23 protein-coding genes are annotated in these 25,330 nt (G+C 52.9%); 10 read left to right on the forward strand and 13 right to left on the reverse strand.

All coding sequences use genetic code 11. From position 1 onward, the window contains the following. Window positions 1-164: 164 nt before the first annotated feature. The 5 genes from NTU47_04910 to NTU47_04930 form a co-directional block, all read right to left on the reverse strand. Window positions 165-2,495, reverse strand: coding sequence for a hypothetical protein (locus NTU47_04910; protein ID MCX6133138.1), 2,331 nt, complete (start codon window positions 2,493-2,495; stop codon window positions 165-167). 142 nt (window positions 2,496-2,637) lie between these two features. Next, on the reverse strand, window positions 2,638-2,913 hold the full coding sequence (locus tag NTU47_04915; protein ID MCX6133139.1) for a hypothetical protein: 276 nt from the start codon (window positions 2,911-2,913) through the stop codon (window positions 2,638-2,640). 142 nt (window positions 2,914-3,055) lie between these two features. Further along, window positions 3,056-3,430, reverse strand: coding sequence for a hypothetical protein (locus tag NTU47_04920; GenBank protein ID MCX6133140.1), 375 nt, complete (start codon window positions 3,428-3,430; stop codon window positions 3,056-3,058). A 145-nt stretch (window positions 3,431-3,575) separates the two neighbouring features. Next, complete coding sequence (locus tag NTU47_04925) at window positions 3,576-3,980, reverse strand: GxxExxY protein (GenBank protein MCX6133141.1); 405 nt, start codon at window positions 3,978-3,980, stop codon at window positions 3,576-3,578. Between the two features lie 185 nt (window positions 3,981-4,165). Beyond that, window positions 4,166-4,816: a hypothetical protein gene (locus tag NTU47_04930; protein ID MCX6133142.1), complete on the reverse strand. Its 651-nt coding sequence runs from the start codon at window positions 4,814-4,816 to the stop codon at window positions 4,166-4,168. A 92-nt stretch (window positions 4,817-4,908) separates the two neighbouring features. Here NTU47_04930 and NTU47_04935 point away from each other — a divergent pair, with 92 nt between their 5' ends. The 3 genes from NTU47_04935 to NTU47_04945 are packed head-to-tail and all read left to right on the forward strand — an operon-like array spanning window position 4,909 to window position 6,247. After that, on the forward strand, window positions 4,909-5,151 hold the full coding sequence (locus tag NTU47_04935; GenBank protein MCX6133143.1) for a ribbon-helix-helix domain-containing protein: 243 nt from the start codon (window positions 4,909-4,911) through the stop codon (window positions 5,149-5,151). Then, the gene (locus NTU47_04940; protein ID MCX6133144.1) at window positions 5,151-5,504 is read left to right on the forward strand and encodes a type II toxin-antitoxin system PemK/MazF family toxin; all 354 of its coding nucleotides are present in this window, start codon (window positions 5,151-5,153) and stop codon (window positions 5,502-5,504) included. The genes NTU47_04935 and NTU47_04940 overlap by 1 nt, the downstream gene beginning before the upstream one ends. A 23-nt stretch (window positions 5,505-5,527) precedes the next feature. Further along, entirely contained in the window at window positions 5,528-6,247 is a 720-nt protein-coding gene (locus NTU47_04945) for an SOS response-associated peptidase (GenBank protein MCX6133145.1), read from the forward strand. A gap of 109 nt (window positions 6,248-6,356) precedes the next feature. Here NTU47_04945 and NTU47_04950 read toward each other — a convergent pair whose 3' ends face one another. Continuing rightward, window positions 6,357-7,286: a DUF72 domain-containing protein gene (locus tag NTU47_04950; GenBank protein ID MCX6133146.1), complete on the reverse strand. Its 930-nt coding sequence runs from the start codon at window positions 7,284-7,286 to the stop codon at window positions 6,357-6,359. A 323-nt stretch (window positions 7,287-7,609) separates the two neighbouring features. Here NTU47_04950 and NTU47_04955 point away from each other — a divergent pair, with 323 nt between their 5' ends. Beyond that, window positions 7,610-8,260 carry an XRE family transcriptional regulator gene (locus tag NTU47_04955; protein MCX6133147.1) on the forward strand — a complete coding sequence of 217 codons (651 nt, stop codon included), beginning with the start codon at window positions 7,610-7,612 and terminating at the stop codon, window positions 8,258-8,260. Between the two features lie 121 nt (window positions 8,261-8,381). On the opposite strand, the gene NTU47_04960 is transcribed toward NTU47_04955, so the two are convergent. The 7 genes from NTU47_04960 to NTU47_04990 form a co-directional block, all read right to left on the reverse strand. Further along, complete coding sequence (locus tag NTU47_04960; protein ID MCX6133148.1) at window positions 8,382-10,166, reverse strand: glycoside hydrolase family 13 protein; 1,785 nt, start codon at window positions 10,164-10,166, stop codon at window positions 8,382-8,384. Between the two features lie 73 nt (window positions 10,167-10,239). Continuing rightward, a complete protein-coding gene (locus tag NTU47_04965) occupies window positions 10,240-11,556 on the reverse strand; it encodes a hemolysin family protein (GenBank protein ID MCX6133149.1) in 1,317 nt (438 codons plus the stop codon). 420 nt (window positions 11,557-11,976) lie between these two features. After that, window positions 11,977-14,859 (reverse strand): AAA domain-containing protein, encoded by a 2,883-nt coding sequence (locus NTU47_04970; GenBank protein ID MCX6133150.1) that lies wholly within the window; start codon window positions 14,857-14,859, stop codon window positions 11,977-11,979. Between the two features lie 257 nt (window positions 14,860-15,116). Further along, on the reverse strand, window positions 15,117-15,290 hold the full coding sequence (locus NTU47_04975) for a hypothetical protein (protein ID MCX6133151.1): 174 nt from the start codon (window positions 15,288-15,290) through the stop codon (window positions 15,117-15,119). Between the two features lie 155 nt (window positions 15,291-15,445). After that, the gene (locus NTU47_04980) at window positions 15,446-17,995 is read right to left on the reverse strand and encodes a family 20 glycosylhydrolase (protein ID MCX6133152.1); all 2,550 of its coding nucleotides are present in this window, start codon (window positions 17,993-17,995) and stop codon (window positions 15,446-15,448) included. A gap of 194 nt (window positions 17,996-18,189) precedes the next feature. Next, window positions 18,190-18,396: a histone H1 gene (locus tag NTU47_04985; protein ID MCX6133153.1), complete on the reverse strand. Its 207-nt coding sequence runs from the start codon at window positions 18,394-18,396 to the stop codon at window positions 18,190-18,192. Between the two features lie 211 nt (window positions 18,397-18,607). After that, on the reverse strand, window positions 18,608-19,366 hold the full coding sequence (locus NTU47_04990; protein ID MCX6133154.1) for a 3-oxoacyl-ACP reductase FabG: 759 nt from the start codon (window positions 19,364-19,366) through the stop codon (window positions 18,608-18,610). 233 nt (window positions 19,367-19,599) lie between these two features. On the opposite strand from NTU47_04990, the gene NTU47_04995 reads away from it, so the two are divergent. From NTU47_04995 to NTU47_05020, 6 genes are all read left to right on the forward strand, one after another. After that, window positions 19,600-19,854, forward strand: a complete 255-nt coding sequence (locus NTU47_04995; GenBank protein MCX6133155.1) for a ferrous iron transport protein A — start codon at window positions 19,600-19,602, stop codon at window positions 19,852-19,854. Between the two features lie 9 nt (window positions 19,855-19,863). After that, the gene (gene feoB / locus NTU47_05000; protein MCX6133156.1) at window positions 19,864-21,765 is read left to right on the forward strand and encodes a ferrous iron transport protein B; all 1,902 of its coding nucleotides are present in this window, start codon (window positions 19,864-19,866) and stop codon (window positions 21,763-21,765) included. Between the two features lie 283 nt (window positions 21,766-22,048). Then, complete coding sequence (locus NTU47_05005; GenBank protein ID MCX6133157.1) at window positions 22,049-22,882, forward strand: hypothetical protein; 834 nt, start codon at window positions 22,049-22,051, stop codon at window positions 22,880-22,882. 170 nt (window positions 22,883-23,052) lie between these two features. Next, window positions 23,053-23,376: a metal-sulfur cluster assembly factor gene (locus NTU47_05010; protein MCX6133158.1), complete on the forward strand. Its 324-nt coding sequence runs from the start codon at window positions 23,053-23,055 to the stop codon at window positions 23,374-23,376. Between the two features lie 164 nt (window positions 23,377-23,540). Then, a complete protein-coding gene (locus NTU47_05015; GenBank protein MCX6133159.1) occupies window positions 23,541-23,978 on the forward strand; it encodes a VOC family protein in 438 nt (145 codons plus the stop codon). A gap of 81 nt (window positions 23,979-24,059) precedes the next feature. Beyond that, entirely contained in the window at window positions 24,060-24,632 is a 573-nt protein-coding gene (locus NTU47_05020; protein ID MCX6133160.1) for a dihydrofolate reductase family protein, read from the forward strand. The last annotated feature ends 698 nt before the right edge of the window (window positions 24,633-25,330 follow it).

Consider the following 25,330-nt stretch of genomic DNA (forward strand, 5'->3'; position numbering starts at 1 on the left):
TGAATGGCACACTGATGACGCAGAAAATACACAAGATTGTCACTGATTGATGATCAGTGATCATCCTGTATCATCAGTGTCATCTGTGTGCTATTCATGAAAATGACCACTCTCGGTTGATAAACTCCAAATTCTGAAAGTCTTGTCCGACCTATGGCACCTTCCTAGTTTCCCACCCGCATGTGCAACAGCGGAATCTGTTTGGCCAAGGCCTCCGCACGCGCATGCAGCAGACGGCCACGCTTCGATGTTATCTTCTGTACCGGAGGCGTAAGGCCGAGTTCGTCCTTGAGCGTCTGCACATCGTACCCGAACGGAAAGAGCAGTGTCTCCGCCGCCTTCAACGCAAACTCCGTGTACTGTTCGATGTCGTACCCATCCTCGAACGCATACAGCGCGAGCGGCTTTGCTTTCTCCGGCTTCTTTTTCCCCGATTGATCGAGGATAATAAACTCGATCGATTCGCCGGCCGCGAGCGATACCCCCATTCCCTGCACCAGCTTCGCGACAACGGCACTGAGGCTGTTGTTCGTGTACTCATCCGCCTCCTTGGTGATGTGACGGCGGAGAACCAACTCCATCGGGTTCGCCTTCCCGCTGCGTAGCACAGCAACGGCATTCCGTACAATCTCCACGAGATCGGGAACAAGCCCCCGTAGATCTTCAACGTTGTGCGCGCCAGACATCCGGTTCAGCATTGCCGTTTGCATGGTTTTGATAAACTTCGGTGTGTCGCGGCGTCGGGCTTCGATGCCACGGATCTTGATCTCGTCGTGGTGATACCACCCGACGTACCGGTTCGCCGTGGTGATCTCGGGATCGATTTTCGATGCGGGAAAGAGAATCCAGTTGTACATCCCCTCTAATGAAATATCGATACCCACTCTGCGGGAAATCGTACGGGCAAGCTCTTCGCACTCCTGTTCGGTCGCCCCCTCTTTCTTGATCCAGACACAATCGATGATGGCGTGAAGGAGATGAAACCCATGCTCCTCGGCAATTTCTTTTGCCATCAGGATTGCGTCGCGGGAAAACGCGTTGACCGACTCGTGCGCCTCGATCTTCCCGAACCGTGCGTTCTTGTAGCCAAGATAGCCAAAGCAGCTGACGAGCATCCACTTCAGGGCGTTCTGGCGGCGGTCGTACTTCCGGAACAACACATCGTCCTTCCCCTTGTATTTCTTTTTCATCGCCTTGTAGTACGCACGTTTCTCTACAACCGCCTTGAGCGTTGCAGGCACTATGCCTACGCGTTTTTCGCAAATCGAGTAGCCAAGCTCCGGCACCTTTTCGTTCTTGCAGCACCGGCAGTTCACCGTCTCCGGTGAAACGTTGTGTGTCACCATGATCGTCGGATACATCGATACAAAATCGAGTTCCGCCACCTCTTCATGATAGCCGAGCGGCGGGTTGAAGATGAGTCCACCCCGATCGGCCAGCAGGAGCGTTGCAGCCGATTTGAAATCTTCCGGCTCACGTTTTTTCGACGGAATCAGGATATTGTGCTGGTACGCCCACGATAGCTGGAGTGACGACATCGACGTACCGATGCTTGCCCGCCCCTGCCGCTGGCCGCACATTTGCGTCAGGCGCGCCATCTCGAACAGGCCGTCCAGGTCCGCTTCGGCAACCGTCATCGAGTTGGTGGCATCCACATGCCATCGCCCGGCAAGCTCAAATGCACCATCTTTGTGGACAACCTTGCCGTACTGAAAGAAGCTCGATTCCTTCGTCGTTACATATCCCGCATCCTGATCGCGATTCAGCAGCAGCGGTACCTTGTGCTGTTGTGCCAGCGCTGTCAATTGCGGCATCAGGACTGCATCGCCGTAATCGGTCAGAATAATATCCGGATCGTACCGGTGCAGATGCCAGTTCAGCGATTCCAGAACCTCCTCTCCTGTTTCCTGTTCGAGCACATACGTGCGGTCCTCGTACGTCACCTCGAGCTGGAGACGCTTCTGGTACTTCGGCGGAACAAAATCGTTTCCGTTCCGGAGCAGCAGGATGGAAAACGGCGGGAGTGCATACTCCGTTGCTTCGCGTGAATCGCGCAGCCTCCACTCGATGAGTTCCTCCTGCTCATCGATCTCATACTCGCCGAAGCCGAGCGGAAAGAGCGTCGTCGCGTATAAAAAAAGCTGCGGGACAAGGATATCGGAATTGAAGAACGCGAAGTGCGGAAAGAAGCGCTCGTAGTACCACACAACCTCGCGGAAACGCGTCGTGTCGTGTACGTGAATTTCGAGCACGTCGAGCAGCTCGCCGGAATAGATTTCTGTCTTCGTCGTGCGTGTGACCGTGACGGGAACCGGACAGCGCTCGGCAAGTACCTCGGCACGCCGGGCATCGGATGTGTTCAGGTGAAGAAAAAAGGAGGGCGTGAACCTTCGAAAACAGCGGTGCTTCCCGCCGTTCTCATCGATGAACCAGAGCGTGATGCCCCGGGACGAAGGATAACAATCGAATAACCAACCGGTGAGTGTGTGGGGCATAAATTCAGCGGGATGATGAAAAATAAACCGCCAAGCACGCCAAGAACCGCAAAGAATAGATAGGGGTATTTCTGCAGGTCAACACTCCAACTACCTAGCGTTCTTGGCGGACTTTGCGGTTCATCTTTGTTAACAAACAAAATCACGGTTTCTCATCGGCGAGACGGCCTTCGAGCCGGACAATCCGATCCTGCAACTGGTTGATCAACTTTCGCTGCTCGACTGCAATGGAAACGACGATGCTCTCAAAGGGAATTGTCCGCATCGCATAAAAATTTTCCGCGAGGTGAAGTTTCGCCGCACGGAAGACATCGTCAAAGACGTTCTGGTCTTCTTTGCGAAGTCCCCGGCGGTATTTCGACCAGCTCGCAATTTCGCTGTCAATGATATTGGTAAACGTCGGGACAGTCCGCCCCATACCGATCGCTCCTTTCGTCTCCCATACTCATATTGTTTAACCACGGATCACACAGAAACCACACGGATTGCCACAGATTGTTTTGTCCGCGTAAATCCGTCACATCCGTGTCATCCGTGGTTATTCTTTCCTGCGTTCATTCCTATTCGTCTTCGGCAAACGTCAGGATATATCCGTTGACGTCCTTGATGGAAAACTCCGTGGCTCCGTAAAACGTTTTTTCCAGTCCCTTGAGAACCGTGACTTTGTCTTTCACGCTTGTAAAAAAAACTCGGATGTTCTTCAGCTTGATGTACAGCAGCAGCGAACCCCCATCGCGGCGGCTGACATCCGGCAACGCGTCACCCAGGCTGGTGAACGTCTGGAACATGAGAGAAACACTGCCGCAGGTCATCATCGCCCATACATAATCCCCCTGTTCGGGGACAGTCATGGCCAGCTCAAAGCCGAGGATTTTGTAAAACGCTATCGTTGCATTCATGTCTTTTACAAAAATGTTTGGGGAGAGACTTTCCATGGCTGCACCTTTTGTGTTGAGTGGGTGATGTTATGAACCAGGATTCGCTTTATCCATGTCAATCCGTAACAATCTGTGTTATCCGTGGTTGCTTTGTGTTTAACCACGGATTACACGGAAACAGCACGGATGATCACAGATTTGTTTAATCCGTGTCTTCTGTGGTTAATTTCGATGCCTTTCGGTCATTCGTGAGGATTCGCCTGACGATCTGAGGTTTAGGCCCAAAGTTTAGCAACAACCCTACTTCAATCTCAGTGCTTTTTAAGTAGTTGATCAGCTGAGCTTCATGTTCGGGAGCAAGAACTTCTGCTGCTTTCAATTCCAGGACAACACAATCATTCACTACAAGATCTGCATAGTAATCACCTACTCGTTGCGCGTCATAGAAAACTTCTACTCGTTTCTGTTGCTCACTGATCAATCCTTTCTTCCGCAGCTCGATCGCCAGGGCATTTTCATACACCTTCTCAAGAAAACCATAACCTAAACCATTGTAGACGGTATAGAAAGCGCTGATGATCTTTCCTGTGAGTGCTTCGTGTATCATAGACATGCTCCCTCATCCATATCAATCTGTGTCATCCATGGTTGCTTTGTGTTTAACCACGGATTACACGGAAACAGCACGCCTGCCTGCCGAAGTGCCTTCGGCACGCAGGCAGGGATGATCACAGATTCATTTTCATCCGTGTAAATCTGTAACGATCCGCGTCATCCGTGGTTGCTTTGTCTTTATCCGCGCAGCGAGCGCTGGCCGGTCATCGTTCCTTTCTCCAGCAATACCACCGGTCGATTGGTGCCATCGTCTGTGAGCCGGTAGATCGTATCCATCCCGGTCTTGAGCGTCGTGAACAACTGGTTGCGCTCCTTCGGCAGGACGTTCCACTCCGTGCATGCCAGCAGCACGGAAACGCCGTTTCCTTTGATATCCTGCAATGTCCCGAGCAGCCGCCGCAGAATTTGCTGCACTTCCCGGAACGACGCCTGTTCGTCATAGAATGTGTCGAGCAAGCCGAAGATCATCGCGATGTTTGAGCCAATGGACTCGAGAAACAGCGGCAACCGCGCACTGACCGCCTGCTCCATCTGGTAACAGGTAAAACCGCGGGAAATGAAAATGCGGCGCAGGAATTCATCCGGGTCGATGCGCCGCTCACGCGCAAAGCGGGAGAGCAGATGCACATTGAACCGGTTACACCCATCCACCACCGCAACGGAACTCCCCTGTGTCATCGCATGGGCCGCCATCCTGAGTGAGAGATTGAAGATGAACTTGTCGCCGTACAATAGACAGACCTTGCCCGGGGGCGCAACAAATGATTGGACCAGCGCCTGGGAAGCGATGGGGCCTGGAAGATGTCCGGCATCCGAAGAGAACATCATAGCTGTCACTTCCTAGGTCAGCGTAGTATTGACATAAGGGAAAGAATTATATATACTATTGTCAGTATAATTATCTATCTGAAGGTGGTTCTATGCAAAAGGTCATGCTCACCCTGCCGGACGATCTCCTTGAGGAAATTGCCCGCGCCATGCAGCACAGCCAACAGAATCGGAGCGCGTTCGTCCGTCAAGCCGTGCGCGAGCACGTCGACCGTCTGAAGAAGAAAGAACGAGAGCAATTGATGGCCGAAGGATATTGCGAACAAGCTAAAGAAAACAAGCGCGACGCCAAAGCATACCTGAGAACAACTCGCGATCTCGGAGAAGACAAATAATGCCGTTCAAACGGGGTGATATTGTCTTGCTGCCATTCCCGTACGTTCAGAACTACAAAAAGGGGAAAACCCGCCCAGCACTCGTCGTCCAGAATAACATTGCAAACGAGTTTAGCCCCAATGTGATCGTGGCTTTGATCTCTTTGGCCCTTCCGTCAAAAGCGTACCCAATGCATTTCTTGATTGACCTTGACGCCGAACCTCGCTGCGGACTAACCAAGAATTCAATTGTTAAATCAGAGGTTGTCATCACGATTCCCAAAGAGGCCGTGGTACGAAAGTTGGGATCTCTGTCCAGCATGGCAATGAAAAGCGTCGACGAGTGTCTTCGAATAAGCCTGGCACTCGATTAACTCTCTCACCCCCTTCACACCTTATGTGCGGCCGCTACGCCATTATCGATGGAAAAAAAGTGCTTGTCGCCTACACGGCACTCAACAAAGCGAAGATTACAGACACAGTGTTTCAAGAACTTCCGCTCTACAACGCTGCTCCCATGCAGCGCCTCCCCGTGTTTGCCGTCCGGCACGACGAGCTCGTTGCAGAACCGATGCAATGGTGGCTGATTCCTCACTGGTCAAAAGACGGAAAACCGGCGTTCTCCTCTTTCAACGCCAAAGCCGAAACGCTGGACCAGAGCAAGCTGTTCGCCACCTATTTCAAAGGAAGCCGCTGTCTCATTCCCGCCGATGCGTTCTACGAATGGCAGCGTGTGACAACAACGCAAGAGGTCCGCGGCAAGTCAAAGAAGGTTGAAGAAAAACATCCCATGTGCATCCGCATGAAGGACGAGGCCCCCATGCTGCTTGCCGGATTGTTTTCCATCTGGAAGGATGCAACGGGAAACGAGCGCCCCACGTTCACGATCATCACCACCGAACCGAACGAGTTGATGGCCCCGATTCATAACCGTATGCCCGTCATCCTGCCGGAACAGCACATCGAACAGTGGCTCGACCGGTCGTATAAGGACACCGCGAACCTTAAACAACTCCTCGCCCCCTACCCGGCAAAAAAGATGAAAGCCCACCGCGTTTCATCATTCGTCAGCAATCCGCGCAATGAGTCGGCGGAGTGTATGAAAGAGGTGGAATAGAAATCAGCGGCCTGCCCTGAGCGAGCTTCTTTTGCGAGTCGAAGGGTCAGCAATTAGCTTGTAGCCAACAGCTAATAGCTATCAGCTAAAAGCCGCATGTTTATACCTGTTACGCCACCTCCGCAAACAACGGATGCTGCACGTTGACCGGCGCGCTGATCTGTTTCAGCGCGGGAAACGCTGCGACAAGATTCTGCGGCACGAGAACGCGGTGCTTATGGCGCACCAGATGCCGCAGCTGAAATCCGTTCACCAGTGAATTCGCCTCCGGGTCGTTGTGAAAAACGACAAAGGTCGTGCTGCCGCGCTGCCGCATCTGTTCAATCAGCGCGAGCAAATCTCCGAGTTCGCGGTCGTTGTACAGATAACGGTACCGGTCGCTGACAAGGTAGTTTCCGCTCTGGTGCTTCGTGAACGGACGATCCCACGTCATCACGTTTCTCCCCATCATCCGGAAGTATGCTGCACCGTTCCACGACTGACTCGTGAACGGCATATGCTGCTTGATGCCCGGCAGATCGACATTCACCATGTGGAGTTTGTTTTCCTGGAAGAAGTTGTACATCAACGGGCTGTTCCAGGAATTGTGCCGGACTTCCACAAACAGCCGATGTGGCTGGAACGCTTTTGCAAGCTGCATCAGGTACGTGCGGCGTTCACCGATGTTGGTAAAGGAATACGGGAACTGGATGAGGAGCCCTCCCAGTTTCCCGGCCGCAGCGAGGGGCTCCAGCATGCGGTGCACGGCCCGTACATCGCCGTAATCGGCTGTGTAGGTATGCGTAAATCCGTTGAAAAGCTTTACGGTAAAAATAAAATCCTTGTTCCCCGATACATCCGTCAGCCACCGCCGCGCATGGGCGGGCGACAGCGACGTGTTATAGAAGGTGGCGTTGATCTCGACGCTGTCGAAAAACTGGCTGTAGTACTCCAGCTTCCGAAAATCCTTTCTGGGACGCGGCGGATAAAAGACCTTGCTGAACGGCTCCAGATCCCATCCCCCCATCCCGACGAAGATTTTTTCCCGATCAAGATTCATAGCGCCTCTCCTTCTCTGATCTGTGGTTTCCGAAAAGCGTTAAAATTATTACGCAAAGACGCGAAGAAAGATTTTAGAGTGAATCCCGACTTTGCGTGAGATGCTTTTAAAAATACTTGACAGCAACCGGAAATTTGCCTATCTTTGCCTGACCAATCATACGACATTTTTGTCGTCTTGTCAAGAAGAAAGTTGACAAAATTGTCATTTGGGAATATTACACTACCAAGACACAAAGAACAGCGTCTATCGACTAACCGCCAATTAACCAATCACCATTTAACCAAAGGTTCTTCTCGCTCTTCCACGCGAAGGATTTTCTCATGAAGCATACCATTGCACAACGGATCCGTCAGGCACGCACAGAGAAAGAAATGGACCAGGCAAAACTCGCTGCGAAGCTCGATGTAGCGGTGCGCACTGTGCAGCGATGGGAAAAAGGGGAGCAGGTGCCCGATAGCAATTACCTCATGCGTATCGCGAAGGTCACGGGCGTGGCGCCGCATTGGCTCCTCGCGGGCGCCGGCGAGATGTACGCCACGTCGCAGGGGGAATCGAAAATCATTCCATTGCCGACCAGCCGCTACAAGCGCGTGGAGCTCGTCTCGCTCCCGCTCCTCTCCTCCGTCCCAGGCGGCGCGCCGAGCTTGATGTTCCATCCCGACTACGTGGAGAAGTACATCACGGTCGACGACATCAAGGATTCAAACGCGTTCGCGTTGGAGGTAAAAGGAAACAGCATGGCGCCGCGCATCGAAGACGGCGACATCATTGTCGTCAGTCCGAAGCTCGAGTCGCGCACCGGGGACATCTGCGTGGTGCGCATAAACGAAGAGGATACAGTGAAGCGGGTTAAAATTGAAGATCAGTTCATCCATCTCATACCGCTGAATCAGGAATATGAACCGATGGCGGTACGAAAGAAGGATGTGTCGTTTATGTGGAGAGTGGTGAAGGTGATCAAAAGCGTCTAGGGTGGTTCTGGATAGTGAACAGTAAATAGTGAACAGTTGCAACGGTGTACTGTTTTCTGTTCACGATGATGAATTTCTTTCACCCCCACGTCTCCCGTCTTACGTCTCACGTCTTCTTTATTTACTTCATTCTTACAAGCACGATCCCCGATTTCCCATTTAACTCACAACGCAGGTCTGCCTTCCCTTCAATCACTCTTCCCGTCAATTCGTTGCGGTATTTCCATACACCGTTGACTTTCAGGTTGGCGGTTTGCGCAGCGCCGCCATTGTTGATCACAACAATCACATCATTGTCGCCTGAGGATCTCCTAAATGCATAGATGTTCTTCGCATCATCCACTAGGAGCGGCGTGAAATCACCGCGTCGCAACGCCGCATTTTCATTGCGAATCCGAACAAGCGCTTTGTAGTACTTGAACAGATCGCCGTCAAACTTCATGGCATCATTCGTTCGGGTCCTGCCCGGAATCGGGTGTGATCGCTCGTTTTCGTACGCTAGGTCAGCCCACAGCATCGGCTTCCTGTCGTCTGGATCGTCAGCTCCCCACATTCCCGACTCATCGCCGTAGTAGATCATGGGGGCGCCAACATAGCTCATCTGGAAAAGAAGCATCAGTTTCTGTATCTGCCTTGCCTCCCCGGTTGGTTTGCCCACATTGTAGTCCGGATTGTTTCGCAGCCCGTTCTGATCATCGTACTTGCGATTGGGATTCATGATCATAGACCCCAGCCTGTCCGTGTCGTGACTGTCGATCAGGTTTTGCAGCACGTAGCTGATTTCGCCCGGATAATCTTGGCGAATGGCCGCCAACTCACGGTCGAACTCTGACGGTTTCAGATGCCGCCTGTCTGTGTCTATAAAGAACCGCACCACCGCACGCGCAAAAGGATAGTTCATCACCGCGTCGAACTCGTCCCCGCCGAGCCACTTCGACGCATCATCCCAAATCTCGCCGACGATGTACGCGTCCGGGTTGATCGCCTTCACCTGATTCCTCCACCCCTTCCAGAACAGATGTGAGACTTCGTTCCCAACATCCAGTCTCCATCCGTCAATGCCATCGGAAGGATCACCATCCCCGTTCGGGTCCATCCATCGCTTCGTGATATTGAAAAAGTAATTCCACACCGGCTTCACGAAACCGCTGTCCCCTTCCCAGAACTCCGGAAGCTCCCTGACGTCCCACCATCCCTTGTATGTGAACTCATTCTGCGGCGTCGCTGGATCGTCCCATGTCCGCACGTCGTACCACGATGCGTAGCGCGAACGTTGCTGGTTCTTCATGATATCCTGGAATGCGAAAAACCGTGTCCCGCTATGATTGAAGACACCATCGATGATCACCCTGATTCCTCTTCGGTGCGCTTCCTTGATCAGCGTGAGGAAGAGTGAATCGGCCGACGTCCATTTCCATGTCGCGGGATCATCGGTCTCTGCTGTGATCGATTGTTGATCGCCGCGTGGATTCGGACCGAACGTGTGGTCAATGTGGTGGTAGGTCGACGCATCGTACTTGTGAAGGGAGATCGCATCGAATACCGGATTGAAATAGATCGCCGTGATTCCCAGGTCGCGAAGATAGTCGAGCTTGTCGACCACCCCCTGGATGTCACCTCCGTAGCGGCGCTCAAATACGTTTCCATAGAAACCGCCGTTGAATTTTTCTTCCCACGGCTGAAGTTTGTACCAATCACTCGTCCATGGCGATACCGCCCATCCCCGCTCCGCGGCCATTTCAAGCTCCGCTCTTGTCGGATCGTTGGCCGGGTCCCCGTTGCGGAATCTCTCAGGGAACATCTGATACCAGATCGCGTCCTTCGCCCACTGGGGAACAATCACCTGCGCGAGGGAGGACGATGAAAGTGCGGCGATGGCTATGAGGAGACGAAAGAAATGGCGCATAAGAAAATTGGAGTGATGGAGTAATGAAGTATTGGAGTATTGAGTAGTGGAGTGCAGGGAGCCAGGAGGCCACCTACGAGTTTTCGGTTTCCTCTTCTGGAGGAGGCGGAAGCTTCTTCACCCGGATTCGGTCGATGACGCGGTCGGTGATCTGCTCGACGGTGAATTCGACCCCGTTGACGCGCACGCTCTCGCCGTTGACGGGAATGTGTCCGAGCTGCTCCAGCAGAAAGGCGCCGATGGAGAGAATGTCTTTCGGCGACAATTCGACGTTGATGAGCTGCTCGACCTCGTTGGTCGTCACACTCGCTTCCACCACGTACTCTCCCTCGTTGAGCTTTATCACTTCGGGAGCTTCGCGGTCAAATTCGTCCTGGATCGGGCCGACGAGTTCTTCGAGCACATTTTCGAGCGTAATGAGTCCCGCCGTTCCGCCGTATTCATCGGCAAGAATGACCATGTGCGTTTTGCGCTGGAGCATCGTCTCGAGAGCTTTTTCGATACTCACTGTCTCGGGCAGGAACGTTGCATCTCGCAAGACCGATTCGAGAGAAAAATCAGGATTGTGATCGCGGTCCTGTTTGAAGATGTCTTTAGTATAGACGATGGCCACAACGTTGTCGAGGGAGTCCTTGTATACCGGATACCGGGAATACTTGTGGGTGCGCATAACCTTCAGGTTTTCCTGCACAGGTGCGGCGAGCGAGAGCATCACCATTTCCGTCCTGGGTATCATCGAATGCCGTGCCTGCTTCCGGCGGAAATCCATCGCATTCAACACGATGTTCTTACTTGCAGCCGATCCCTGCTGCTCGCGTGCGAGGATGAGTCTCAGTTCTTCCTCCGAGTGCGCCAGTTCGGCGCTTCCGGAAACCTTCAGCCCTATCAGGCGAAGAATGCCGTTGGCGGAGATGTTCAGGAGCCAGATCACTGGCTTGAGCACTGCAGAGAAGACGTACAGAGGATAAGCAACCCAAAGCGTGGTGGCGGATGGTTTCTGAATTGCCAGCCACTTTGGGGCCTGCTCCCCAAGAATGATGTGAAGAGCCGTAATAATCGAAAACGCAACGGCAAACGAAATGCCGTGGATCAGGTTTGAATTCTCGATCCCAAGGCTCTGAAAGAGAGGAAGGAGCTTGCCCGCAACAAGCGGCTCGCCGACCCAGCCCAGCGCAAGGCTCGTCATTGTAATGCCGACCTGCGTTGCGGAGAGATAGAGATCGAGATGTTTGATGATTTCCCGCGCCACTTTTGCGCGCCGGTTCCCTTTCGCAGCGAGCGGCTCGATCTGCGTGAGCCGTACCTTAACGAGGGCAAATTCAGCCGCAACGAAATAACCGTTGAGGAAAACGATGAAAAGAACCAGGAGAGTGTCGAGGAAGTATTCCACAGTGCCCAGGTGTAGTGAAGAGATGGGGAAGCAAGAAATTGGAATTCAGGAATCAGGAGACAGAATTCAGAAGGTGGGGGCCGGCAGACTCTAATCCCGCTTTTTCCCTCCGGATGCTGATTTCTCTATTCTAAATTCTGACTTCTCGATTTTCCCGACACAATATACTTCGAATTTGAGCGGCGTTCAAGACGGGCAATACCGGGTGAAGGATGAGGAGAATAGAATCAATTCAGGCGTGTGCTGAATCGTCCGGCCTAGGAGATTGCAGAAAAACGGATTTCTTTCACCACGAAGGCACAAAGACCAGAAAGATCTGGACTAAGAAACTCGATTTTGAGAGGATACGGACATTTCAAAAAGAATGATTTCGCGACTTGGTGTCTTTGTGGTGATCTTTTTTCGAATTTCAGCATCCTCCTAGTGGCGCAATTGCTCCGAAATCCACGCGAGGTACGCTTCCATCTTGCCGAGGAAGTTCAAGTACGCGGTCGACCATTCGATCGGATTGGCAGGCTGGTTCTTGCCGAGACACTCCTGGAACACCTTCGACACCGAGGTCGCGATACGATGCTTGCTCTCCTCGACGACTGCTTCCATTGCCGACGAGTAGTACGCGCGCAGATTGTTGATGTCCCAACGCACGCGTGCTTCCGGCGTCTGCTTCGCGAAGAACGAAAGGTCGGTTTTTCCTGCGCCGGACATTTCGTAGACGAGCAGGTTCCATCGCTCCATCGTCTTCCGGAATTCGTCCTCGTTGCGGCAGCCGTCCAGGGGCAGGCGCGCGGCGGCAAGTTCAGTTCCGATCGAGTAACGGAAGAGGAGATCGCCGCCAAGGTACTGTGACAGGAGGTTTGCGTCTTTTCTCAATCCCAGCACACGATGTGCGGCAAGGTAGATTTCCTGGTCAAAATCCCTGCCGGTGAAAACTTGCTGTGGTTGAAGCTTGGCCATCATCTTCATCCGTACGTCCAACTCTACATCCTGTGCGCTCGCCGGCGAATCCGCCTGCTTCTTCTCAGCGGCTGCCCCCGGTCCTCCGGCAGCAGGGCTCAGGAGTTTTTCCCGGACATCCCAGCTCATGTCGTCAAACGTTTTTGCACTGGCGCTGAGCGGAGGCGCAGCGCTCGATTGTGCCTGCAGCAGCATGAGAAACTTCGTGATCAGCCGGTCCCGATACACGGTTTTGAAATGACCCATATCGGCGACAACGTAGAGATCTTCTTCGACGCACGAGAGGACTGAATTAAGGAAGCGCGCAAGACGGTGTTCCCCGATCTTCCGGTCGTCAAGATAGCGCATGGTGTAGTCAACGCCGGCCATGGAGAGATCGAAGATAATTACTTTCTTTCGCCGGCCGAAGTACGTCGCAGGCGTGCCCACCTCGACATTCCGGATGCCCTGAAGCCGCAGCTGGAGCTTTGTATAGAGCGTCGTCCCAGGGAAGGGTACGATAATCCCTACGTCGCTTGCGCGGCGCTGACCCCGCGCGAGCGCGTGTTTGACAACATCCATGGTCCGTTTCGTCTGCACATCGTTGAACGGAATGAGGCTCTTCTTTCCAAGGTATTGCCGGCAGGTCGATTTTGCGTCGCTCGTGTCGAGAACCACGATCGCCCCCCCCGTCCCGGGACGCTCCTGCACCTGAAGCTTGTTGTCGAAGAAGAATGCGGATACGAACCGAGAGAGCTTCAAGGCTGTGGCAACGTGCGCCATCAGCTGAAAGCACCATGTCGGGTTCTTCTGGGTCCATTCGTGCAGCTGGTTCAACTGCTCTGTCTGCGCAATCTTGAGGAATATATCCTGCTGAATCCACTCTTCCGCCAGGTCACTCTTGGAGAACGATTCCGGTCCAGGCTGAAACGGGTCCCCTGCAATCACCATCGCGGCGGTTGCCTTCGCTGACAGCGCAGCGAGGTATGCAGGTGCGACGCGTTCTGCGTCGTCAACAAGGATCAGGTCAAAATTACGATCGCGGACGCGCTGGTCGGAGAAAAACCATGTCAGGCTCGCAGCGACACACCGCTTCGTCGAGACGAGCGCAGTCTCATCCACGGCGCTCAGGTTGTCAACTTCATCGGTTACGTTCTTGATCCCCCCCAATTCACCGAGGCGTCTGACTGCCACCTGGTATTCCTTCAGCTCTCCCGATTCAATTGGTGCCTGGGACTCCACCCGCATCAGCTCCGTCGTAAGAGCCTGCTGGACAGGCTGGAGTTTCTTCATCAGCATCAGTTTCTCAGTGAGCTGCTTTTGTGCCGCAGCTGCTTCTTCCTTGCTGAAACCCTTCTTGAATTTTTCCATCATCGACGCGTTTTGTGCGCGCGTGATTATCTCTTTGAGGGCGGCGGTTTCATCCCGGAGTTTCTCGAGCTGTTTCCGCGATTCATTCGTTCGCTCGCGAAGTTCAGTGAGCCGCGTGTAATAATCATCGTGGAGATACTGATGAATTTTCGTCTTCCAGTACGACCTCAGCAGCGCAACCCGTTCTTCCAGCTGCTTCTTCTTGTCGGTCCGCTTCGTCTCGACCTCGTTCTCGAATGAGACTGGAGCCAGGACAGCTGCCGAGGGATAGGCAGGGAGACCGACCCGGCTTGTCAACCCATTGAGGTCGATGCCTGCATCCCTGGCAAGTGCAAGCGTTTTCAGAAGAAGCTGATCCGTCTGCAGTGTGGTAGTTGCCGTGAGGAGCACGCTTTTTCCAGCTTTGAGATAACTCAGGGCGATCAGTGCCAGCGTACTGGTTTTGCCGGATCGAACCGGTCCCCAAAGATAGGAGACGCGGTTCTGCAGGATTTTTTTGGCAACCTCAGTTACTTCCGCAGGGACGTTGGGGACCTGAACAGGCTCGGGGGAAGCTGTGTGCGTGTTGCCGGAACCCTCGGGATGCAAAAGCACCGAAGAAACCGGATGTTCTGCGCGCACTGCGGCAAGCATATCAGCCACGAACGGGAGGTGATCGTCGTAGCTCCACTTACATTTGATCTCCGGAAGAAGGGGGCCAAAATCCATGGGGAGAGCGATGACGATGTACTGGTTTTCAAAGCCGACAATCCTGCCGTCCATCGTCACGGGCTGCAACTGGTTGAAACTGCACGACACGCGATCGACAGGGCGGAGAGCAAGGTCTTCGGGCAGCTCAAACCGGTAGTAGAAGAATCCGGCCATCGAACCGACCTGTTCGCCGCCGAAGAGAATGATCTCGGTGCGTGCACTCTGCAGTTTTGCGCGTTCCTCCCGCAGCGCTTGAGCCGGCTGAGCGAAGAGGAAAGATTCTGTTGATCCGGTAGCTGGAGAACTCATAACGTGAATGGTAGTTTTCTTCTCGTCAAGGAAGTCTGTGAACGGGGGCCTTAAGAACCCCGTCGCAATCTAGCACAGCCTGGATATTCTGTGTGTGGTGGAAAGCACATGGAAAGACGGCACACAGAGACGGGCGCGCATGCAACCTCATCGCGCCCCGGTGGTTGTTGTACGAAGGAGGTGCGTCACGAGCTGGTGAGAAGAAGATGATTACGATGGTAGACTCTGTACCGTCAGCACCATGGTTGTGACCAGCTCTACGGCTTGTCTGGCGGTTCCTCGAAAGCATCACCGAACAATTCATCGGCCACCGTCGATGAATCAAAGAAACCATAAAACTCTGTTCCGGCGAGTTTCTTTCTTCTGAAGTACACTGCCAAGACAGAAATCGTCACCCCTGCGATCAATCCAAACACCACGTACTTTTTCATGTTCCCCCAAATCCTTCATGTATTCTCATACCGACGACGGTTCTGACGCCGATAGGTAAGCATAATATAGTAGAAACTATCCTCTTTTTCCATTCCCGCTGTCCCGCGCACTCTGCGGAAGAAATCGAAGTGAATCCCGACGAAATTCATATCCTCTACCGTTCGATCCAGGACAGCCTCCCGGTGTCGAAATCCGGTCCGATGACCTGAAACGGATACGGCTTTGGCAAAGCGTTCAGCCAACTGTGGTCATCAAATCCGGCAAGCCGCCACCCCTCCGCCGGCTCTTGCGAGACCTTCCAACCGGAATCGCTCATGATTTTGGTTGCTGCGGAGCCGCTCCTCAACTCCCCATAGACGTTGACCCCGGCCGAGCCAAATGCATTGTAGTTGGCAACCTCGACGGCAATGACATTGTCTCCCGGCTTCAGCAGCGAGGTAACATCCCACATTTTAATCCTTTGGTGTTCTACGATCAGCGAAAGCGATCGTCGCGCGAAGACCTCGCCCACTTCGACGCCGTTCACCCAGAGCCGCGCATGGGTATCACCGATCAGCTGAACCTTCGCATTGCTCACCGGCTGGTTGAGAGCGAAAACTTTTCTGAACAGTGCCCGCGGGATCTGGGAAAGCGTCGAGTCGCGTCTGCCCGGATTTGCCTGCGGATGATAGATCCACTGACTTGCGATGAGCGGATCGGTCGTGACGCCCGATTGTTCCAGAGCGCGCATGGTTTCTCCCCAGTACTGCAACTGGCGATCGTACCGCTGCATCAGGAAATTCAGATTCGCGCTCCGGTTGGTCCGGAGCCAGAGCGACTTGAACTCTTCTTTCAACTCGCCCAGTTCCCGCACCACGCCCCCCGCGTTTGCCAACGCGGACTTCAGGACCGTTTGCCGCGGAACGCCGATTGCAGTATCCGCCGCCGCGCGTTGTAATTGTTCCGCCGCATCGAGTTTGTGCGCGTACCATTGTGCCAGCCGCGAGACAAACAAGAGAAGACGCACGTGCTCGGGATTGTTCCTGGCACTTCCCTTCAGTTCAGTCAGCATTCCCTGCACGAGGGGCATGGTCGTCAACAGACTTTGTTCACGCCACATCATCGGAATGCTTGTTTGGCGCAACGGCAGCATCGGATGCCGCCACAGCTCCTGCCAGTTGATCTGATTCAAGGCATTGGAGAGCCACGCGTACACCGATTGCCCGAGAAGTGCCGAACGATCATCACCGAAACATTCTCTGAAAAACGTGGAATCGAACTTCGCCGCGTTCGCCTCCAGCGGGCGCCATGCACACTCGGCCGTCCATGCATATCCATAATAGTTAAGCTCACGCAGGGCTTCTCCGCCGTAGTCGTTCCAGTTCGATGTCAACAAACCGAGCGAGCCATTTCTGAATCCGTCCCGGTTCAGGTTCTGAATGTTGATCATCGTGTTGATGTAGTTTGGAAACGGACCGGTGAAATTCCAAACGGCAGGGGAAACAACGAAGGGGAAGCCGGCGTTCTTGAAGACCACCGGACTCGGATACTCCTCCAATGCTCCGTAGTGCCAATCGACGATGACCACGTCCTTGGGGATCTTGTCGAGGATCGTCGGGTTGTTCAGGATGATGTCCCCGTACATCATCGGTTTCTTTTTGTGCTTGCGGATGATTTCGAACAATCTCTTGTAGTGCTCCGCGTGGACGGTGGCGAGGTCGCTTGCTGCAACTCTGGCCTTGTTCGCGCCGAGTCCGACATCCCACGATTCATCAGCGGCCATGTTGAAATACGGCGAACTGAAGGCTGCGCTTAACTCGCCAATCATTTCGTCCAGTATCGTGTAGACCGCCTCGTCGGAAACGTTCACGGTGTGCGCTCCGGGGAACTCCGCGTATTTTCTGTACTCGGGAAGAGCCAGGATGTTCTCCCAGTGTCCCAGCGTCTCGAAGATCGGTATCAGTTCAACGTGGTACTGTTTCGCATAGGCATCGAGTTCCTTGACCTCCGCTGCCGTCAACTCCCCCCGCCCTTTGCCAATCGCAGGGTGGTTCTTGAAAACAAAAATGTCCTCGATGTACGGCGAGTACACGTTCAGTTTGTGGCGCGCCAGAAAGCGGATGATGGTCTTGAAGTTTTCCATCGTGGAGATTTGGCCGCGGCTCAGATCGTCGGTGATGCCGCGTATCTTCTGCCGGGGCCAGTCGCGAATCGCAACGCCCGGCGCCACGATACTCTTCTTCTGCTGTTCAAGAAGCTGGAGGAGTGTCATCATTCCGTAGAACCTGCCGCGGGGCGATTCCGCAACGATGACGATCTCCTGCCCGTTCGACTCGAGCACATATCCTTCATCCCTGAGTTCTGCACCGAGAGTCAGCGCCCTGGCCTTGAGCCACTGTTTCGCGTACGAAGCTTTCGGCGATCCGATGTAGATGATGTTCTTTGAGAGCTTCCGTACCGCTTCTTCGTCGGCGATGCGCAATGGAGTCCTTCGCTGCTCCCCGAGCCAGAGATTGAGCTGCTGCGCTGTGAAACGGTCTTCCGCGGTCGACCGTTCACCGAGAATGACGCGCGTCTGCGATGTGAATTTGAACGGTTCCCCCCTCGTTACACATTGCTGCGGAGAGGGAATAATTCGCGGCGCGCGATCCTGCGAAGAAACAGGCTGGCCTGCCGCCGAGAGCAATGCGGATGTCATGAGAAGAACAAGAAGTAGCTTTTTCATATGGTCACAGTGCAAGTATGAAGAGAGGTGTTCACCACAAGGACTTCGCGAATGCAACTACATCGGGCAAGGACCAAAGTCTGACATCGAGGTCGTGTGCGGATGCGACGGAAGGCGAGAATGGGATGCCGGGCGGAGTTCTTTCCCCTCGCCCGGCCTGTACGACATTCCAAACTACGATGCAGCCAGGATCATCAGGACTGGGGATTATCCCCTTCTCCTCCGACCATTTTCTGTTTGACTTCCTGTACTTCGTTCCGGACTTCCTGAGCTTTTCGTTTCAAGGATGCCATGTGTTTCCGCACACGTGTGCCGGCCGATTTGTTTCCCTTCACATAGAATTTCTCAAAGTCCTTTTGAAACGTTTGGATCAGATCAAGAAGTTCTTGATAACGGTTCATGGAGGGTTCCTTTCTTCTTATCGTGATGAGCTATGATTGATACCTTCATTTCGATTTGAAACTGCGTGATCAAGCACTGCAGGTGTTCCAGCAAATTTGTAGTCTGATGCCGCAGCTATTTCAGGATTCGGTCTTACTTCTTGAATCTGGGAGTAGTGCGGGAAAGGACGAAAGAAATATAGCGTTTTTCGTCCAAAAAACAAAGATCTCGTCAACCGAAGAGTACGCTTCCACCATTGACGTTGAGAACTGCCCCAACGACATGGTTTGCGAGATCCGAAGCGAGGAATAGAACGGGACCGGCGATTTCATCCGGAGTCGCCACCCGGCCTCTCGGGATGAGTTTGTTGATCGACCCGATTTTTTTCCGATCGCCCAGGACGTTTGACGTCATGTCGGTGTAGACCCATCCAGGCGACACACAGTTCGCGTTGATACCCGACGGCGCAAGTTCCGCTGCAATGGCTTTGGTGAACGCGATCATACCCCCCTTGGATGCAGCGTAGTGGGAATAGTACGGTTCCCCTCTCTGTCCGGCGGTGCTCGCAATGTTGATGATCTTGCCGGATTTCTGCTTCTTCATGAAGGGAACAACGGCGTTGCAGAAGAGAAACGTCCCCTTGAGATTGACGTCGAGCGTTTCATCCCATTGCTCCTCGGTCATTGCACCGATGGTTCCACGCTTCCAGATCCCGGCGTTGTTTACCAGGATGTCAATTTTCCCGAAGTGATCAATGGTGGTGCTGACTGCGTGGCAAACTTCTGATTGGCTCGCAGCGTTCGCATGAATAATGAGACACTCACTGCCAAGACGGGCTACGCGATGAGCTGTGCGCTCTGCATCCTGTTTTCTCTTGCCGTAGGTTAGCGCAACCATCGCGCCGGCCTTCGCCATCGTCACGCCAACGGCGGCGCCGATACCGCGCGATCCTCCGGTGATGAGGGCCACTTTTCCGAGCAGGCTTATCATATTGTCGTTCAAGCTGATGAAGTTGATTTGAGGAGCTGAAATATGCTAGCAATCTACAGGCCAGCAGATTTCAAGTGACGAAACTCGCCAAAAAATATAGGAATTATTGTTAAGTTTGTGCTTTTTTCTTATATTTCCAATTCAGATCTTGACAAACGGGCTTAATAGGACTATTTTAGTCCTATATAAGAATTGACGATTTTTGGTTCAATTTCAAGAAAATAGTCCCAAATATGAAAACTCCTTCGATGCCCCTTCACCAGGTTCCCAAGGGGAGTCGTCTTATCATTATTGAGATTCCTGAAGGCCGGGCCAAATCACAGCTTATACGACTTGGCGTGGTCAAAGGGGAATTCATACGGTGTCTCGAGCGGCTACCGGGCGGCACCGTGGTAATCCAGAAACACAGGCAGGAAATTGCAATCGGCGTTGCGCTCGCGCGGTCTATCTTCGTTGCCTACGCCGCCGCAGAGCTTCCGAAGCCATAGGTCTCGCGTATGCCCAATCATTCCACATCTGGCGCATCTCATCCGGCGCCTCCTGATCACATCGAGAAACATCGTCACGCCGGTTTCGATGTCGCAGACATCGATGCGCCGGGCATGACTGTTGCGCTCGTGGGGAATCCAAACGTCGGAAAGTCTCTCGTCTTCAACTATATGTCGGGGATGTACGTCGACGTTTCAAATTACCCCGGCACAACGGTCGAGCTGACGAAGGGGCGTTACAAGTCATACGACGTCTACGACACTCCAGGCGTCTACGGCATTTCTTCGTTCACAGCGGAAGAAGCGGTGACGCGCGATCTCGTTCTCCGCTCAGATATTGTCCTCAACGTTGTCGATGCCGCTCACCTCGAGCGCGACCTTTTTCTCACGCAGCAGCTCGTTGACATGGGAAAGAAGGTCGCTGTCCTACTCAACTTCATGGACGAGGTGAAGAAGCTCGGCCTCACGATCGACACCCGGCTTCTTTCAGATTCTCTCGGCGTTCCGGTCTTCCAGACAACAGCAACCACCCGTTCGGGCTTCGATCAAATTGATGCTGCCCTCGCGCAAGCCCGCAGGGGCGAACAGGATCCATCCCTCCATCACAAGCTTCACACAATGTTGAGCGTCACGGGATCTGAAGCCGAGGCACTCCTCATACTCGAAGGCGATGAAGCGACAGCACAACGCCATGGCGTTGCGACAGGGCACGACCGCGAACCGCTCTACATAGAGCGCCGCAACAGGGTCAACCTTATCATCAATGCTGTCCTTTCCGAGGGCGACACGCGGACACGTATCGCAACGCTCTTTGGACGCTGGGCCGTGAACGTGTGGACGGGGATCCCGCTCCTCCTCGGTGCGCTGTATCTCGTCTACCTGTTCGTCGGAAAGCTGGTCGCGCAGGACCTCGTGAACTTCACAGAGAAGACGCTCGGCAAAGGTCTCTGGGAACCATGGATCAGCGGCATCGTCACGAAATTCGTTTCGCCCGATTCCTGGTTTGGCACCATTCTCGTCGGTGAGTTCGGTGTCGTCACGATGACTATCACCTACCTCATCTTTCTTCTGCTCCCATTGGTGATCGCATTCTATCTCGCCCTTGCCATGCTGGAGGATAGCGGGTATCTTCCGCGCCTCGCGACGCTGGTTGACAGAAGCCTCAATGCTCTTGGGCTCAACGGCGCCGCGGTCATTCCCTTGATTCTCGGATTCGGCTGCGTCACGATGGCAACGATCACGACACGTCTCCTCGGAAGTGAACGCGAGAAGACTATTGCCGCCGCGATTCTACAGTTCGCCATTCCGTGTTCAGCTCAGCTTGCTGTGGTGGCCGCGCTTCTGGCTGGAGCAGGTTTCGGCGCTATGCTGATTTACACGGTGACGATTCTTGTCGTCTTCGTTGCCGTGGGGACGATTCTCGACCGTATCCTTCCCGGAGCCGCAACGCCGCTCCTGATCGATTTGCCTCCCATGCGGTTTCCCCGGTTGGATAACGTTGCGCGAAAGACTGCATACCGATCGTACTTCTTCATGAAAGAAGCGACCCCCTGGTTCTTTCTGGGCGCGCTGGGTGTCGGCATTATGCAAGTAACGGGACTTCTTACCGTCTGGCAGAATATTCTCGCTCCCCTGACAACGGGCTGGCTGCAATTGCCTCGTGAAGCGGCAACCGCATTTGTCATGGGAATGGTCCGAAGGGACTTCGGGGCCGCCGGGCTTTATGTTCTCGCATTGAAACCTCATCAGATCGTCGTTGCGCTCGTGACGATTACTCTGTTTACCCCCTGCATCGCGTCACTGATGGTGATGCTGAAGGAACGGGGATGGAAGGAAGCGATGCTGGTCTGGACCGGAACGTGGGTCGTGGCATTCTTCGTGGGGGGCGTGTTGTCACAGATACTCATATGATGACCCTTCAAGAACGGCTCCGCAGCGAAGCGCGAATGTGTCCGAAATGTCAGTACATTGTCGACAATCCATTCCTTGAACGATGCCCCCGATGCTTGAGCGAAGTACCTGTTGTCGACGTCGGTTGCCGCGCCTGTATGCACAACGCGGGATGTCCGGCATCGAATCTCCGCAAGTCCGAATCGAAATCAGCCTGAACACAGGAAGTCCAATGTCCGCTCGAAATATGTCGCGAGGAACAACCGAAAGTTCATCATCAAGCGCAACACACAAGCAGAGGGGAATGATCCGTGCGTGCGTTCTGATATTCTGCCTCGTAGGCACAGAAGCCGCTGTCATCGCGCAGGAGTCACGACCTCCAAAAGAACAATTCCCTGAGGCCATCGAAGATAATTCCTTCTTCATCGAGGAAGCCTACAATCAGGAACGAGGTGTAGTGCAACACATCTCTAATCTGCAGTACTCCTTCACACATCAGACGGACCTTTTCTATACATTCACACAAGAGTGGCCTCTCGGTGGCAGGGCGCACCAGTTGAGTTATACAGTTCCAATTAACCTGCACAGTTCGTCTCATCCGGGTGGATTCGGGGACGTCCTGATCAATTATCGGTATCAACTGATTGACGACGACGGATGGGCTGCCGTTGCCCCCCGGATCTCGGTACTTCTCCCCACGGGAAGCACGACGTCGGGACTCGGCTTCGGGGCGGCCGGAGTTCAGGTCAACATTCCCGCAAGCAGACGGTTTTCGGAGTTTTTCGCTGCCCACGCGAACGCGGGGCTTACCTACGTGCCCCGCATGAAAGACGAGAGCGGAAATTCAGGCGCGATCAGGCATACACTGACATCCTATAATGTCGGCGCAAGCGTCATCTGGCTGACATCCGAGACATTCAACGTGATGCTCGAGTACACGACCAGTTTCTCATCGGATGCATTTGAGGATGGAACCAGCGATCGGAGGACGGATACAATTATCAGTCCCGGATTACGCTGGGCGATTAATCTGAACACGCTGCAGATTGTGCCGGGCATCGCGTTCCCCATCTCGCTGGGGAGCGGCCAGGCAAAGGCGGGAGTGTTTTTCTATCTCTCCTTCGAGCATCCCTTCTAGAGGGCGTCTCAGATACACTCTGAGAAGAAGAGAATCTCACACAATGGCGCACGAGAAGGCCGTGCTTAGCATTCGCTTTCTCAGCGACTTCGTGTGGTTCTTTTTCTGAGGACGGTTCGAGAGGTCGCGAATCCAGACACATGTTCATTCTATCATTCAGGATCAAAGCAATGGACGAAGAACAAACAAGCGGCATCACAAAAGAAGCAGTGTACGAAGCTCTCCGGGATTGCTACGATCCCGAGATTCCGGTTGACGTGGTGAGTCTGGGTCTGATCTACGGCGTTACAATCGTCGATGACTGGGTTGGCGTGAAAATGACTCTTACAACTCCGGGCTGTCCGGCAAGCAACATGATTTCGGAAGACGTGAAGCAGCGGGTCAAGAAAATCCCCGGGGTCGGGGATGCCGACGTGCGCATTGTCTGGCAGCCCGAGTGGAAACCGGCGATGATGAGCGAAGAAGCGAGAAGAAAGCTCGCGTCGAACAAGTAAGGCGAAAAGCAAGACGTTAGACGCGAGATGAGGAGAGTAGCTATCAGCGGTTGGCCACTCGTTAGCGGTCATTGTAACGGACGACACTCACCGACTGAGGAAAATTGAAACAAGTTTTAAATTTGACATCATAAAATAATAACAATAATAGAAATAGAAATATAATGGCACAAATCAATCCTCACATTAACTTCAACGGAAATGCCGAAGAAGCATTTACATTTTACAGATCAGTTTTCGGCGGAGAGTTCGCAAAAATTATGCGTTTCAAAGACATATCAAGTCCTGAATTTCCGGTAACAGAAAATGATGCAAATAAAATAATGCACATTGCTTTACCTATTGGAAAAAATATTTTAATGGCAAATGACGTTCCAGAAAGTATGGGACAGACAAATGAAAACGAACATAGAAGTAAAATTTCAATAAGTGCAGAAAGCAAAGAAGAAGCAGACAAATTATTTTATGGACTTTCGGTAGGCGGACAAATTGAAGTGCCAATTGGAGACAGCCCTTGGGGTTCTTATTTTGGTATGTTTAGAGACAAATACGGTATTGAATGGATGGTAGATTTTGACCCAAACTATAACGGGCACATTTAACTGAAGAAAAACAACGAACCGCTAACATCGGTCATTAGAAAGCAGTAACAAACCATAGGCAACAATAAAAAATAGAGCCATATGAGAAGAATAATTTCATTTATGCACATATCGCTTGACGGTTTTGTAGCAGGACCGAACGGAGAAATGGACTGGATTAAAGCTAATGAAGAGATTTTTGATTATGTCGGTAAGCGGATAAGCGAAGGCGACACTGCATTATATGGACGAGTGACTTATCAGATGATGGAAAATTACTGGCCTGCCGCAGGAGACAAGCCGACAGCAACCAAGCACGACATTGAACATTCTCAGTGGTATAACAAAGTTCACAAAATTGTTTTATCGAAAACAATGAAAGACGCGGGTTTGACTAACACAAAAATTATTAACGACAACCTTTCGGACAGAATAAATGAAATAAAACAACAGGCAGGTAAAGACGTCTTGCTTTTTGGTAGCCCGACAGCAACACATTCACTCGTTCAACTGAACTTAATTGACGGCTACTGGCTATTTGTTAATCCAATTATTCTTGGACGAGGAATTCCATTGTTTGTAGACATCAAAAACAAAATAAAACTAAACCTATTGAGTACTCGACAATTTACTTGCGGGGTAACTGAACTGAATTACACTGTGGACAGACAATAACAACGAACCGCTAACACGGGCCAGGCGCAAGCAAAGATTCGTCTTGATAGAGCGGTTTGCAGCACTTCTGATCGAACGAGTCTGCAGGCTGCTCAGCCTTGTTCTTGAATCAGCCCATGTTGCAGTTCGATTTGGAAACCATGCACAATATTGTGTGCACCCAAGGAGAATCAGGCGAAATCTCGCAATCTTGTTTACAGCAATCATTCTCGCAGCCTGCAGCACGACTCCAGTCACGCGCAGTCATCGCAGGCCGTGAGTCCCACTCAGGTACTTGCTCCTGAACTGCAGAACACGTCAATAGATTCGGTCGTGCAATTTTTGCTCACGGCAGCCGCTACCGATTTCCATACCCACCGCCCGCCTGATCCTGTCCGCTTTCGTGATGTGCGCATTGGTCACGTGATGACTCCCAGTGGAAAAGAGCTTTACATGTTGTGCGGCCAGTTTCTACCGGCGCAGGAGGGAGACAAGGCTGAGTGGACGCCTTTTGCGACGATCAAGACATCGAGGTACGAACAATGGATTGGGGCGCAAGCCCTGACGTTTAGCCAAGGGCCATCGGTCATATGGGACACGGTGGGCGATCTGTCGTCCTTGTTGCAGAGCCGACTCGATTCTCTGCGATAAGGTCACAGGGAGCGAATTCATGGGCGTCGGTAATGAAGGATCAGTTTGATGTCGGCGGCTCGCAACGG

Source organism: Ignavibacteriales bacterium (assembly GCA_026390595.1).
Lineage (GTDB): Bacteria > Bacteroidota > Ignavibacteria > UBA10030 > UBA10030 > UBA9647.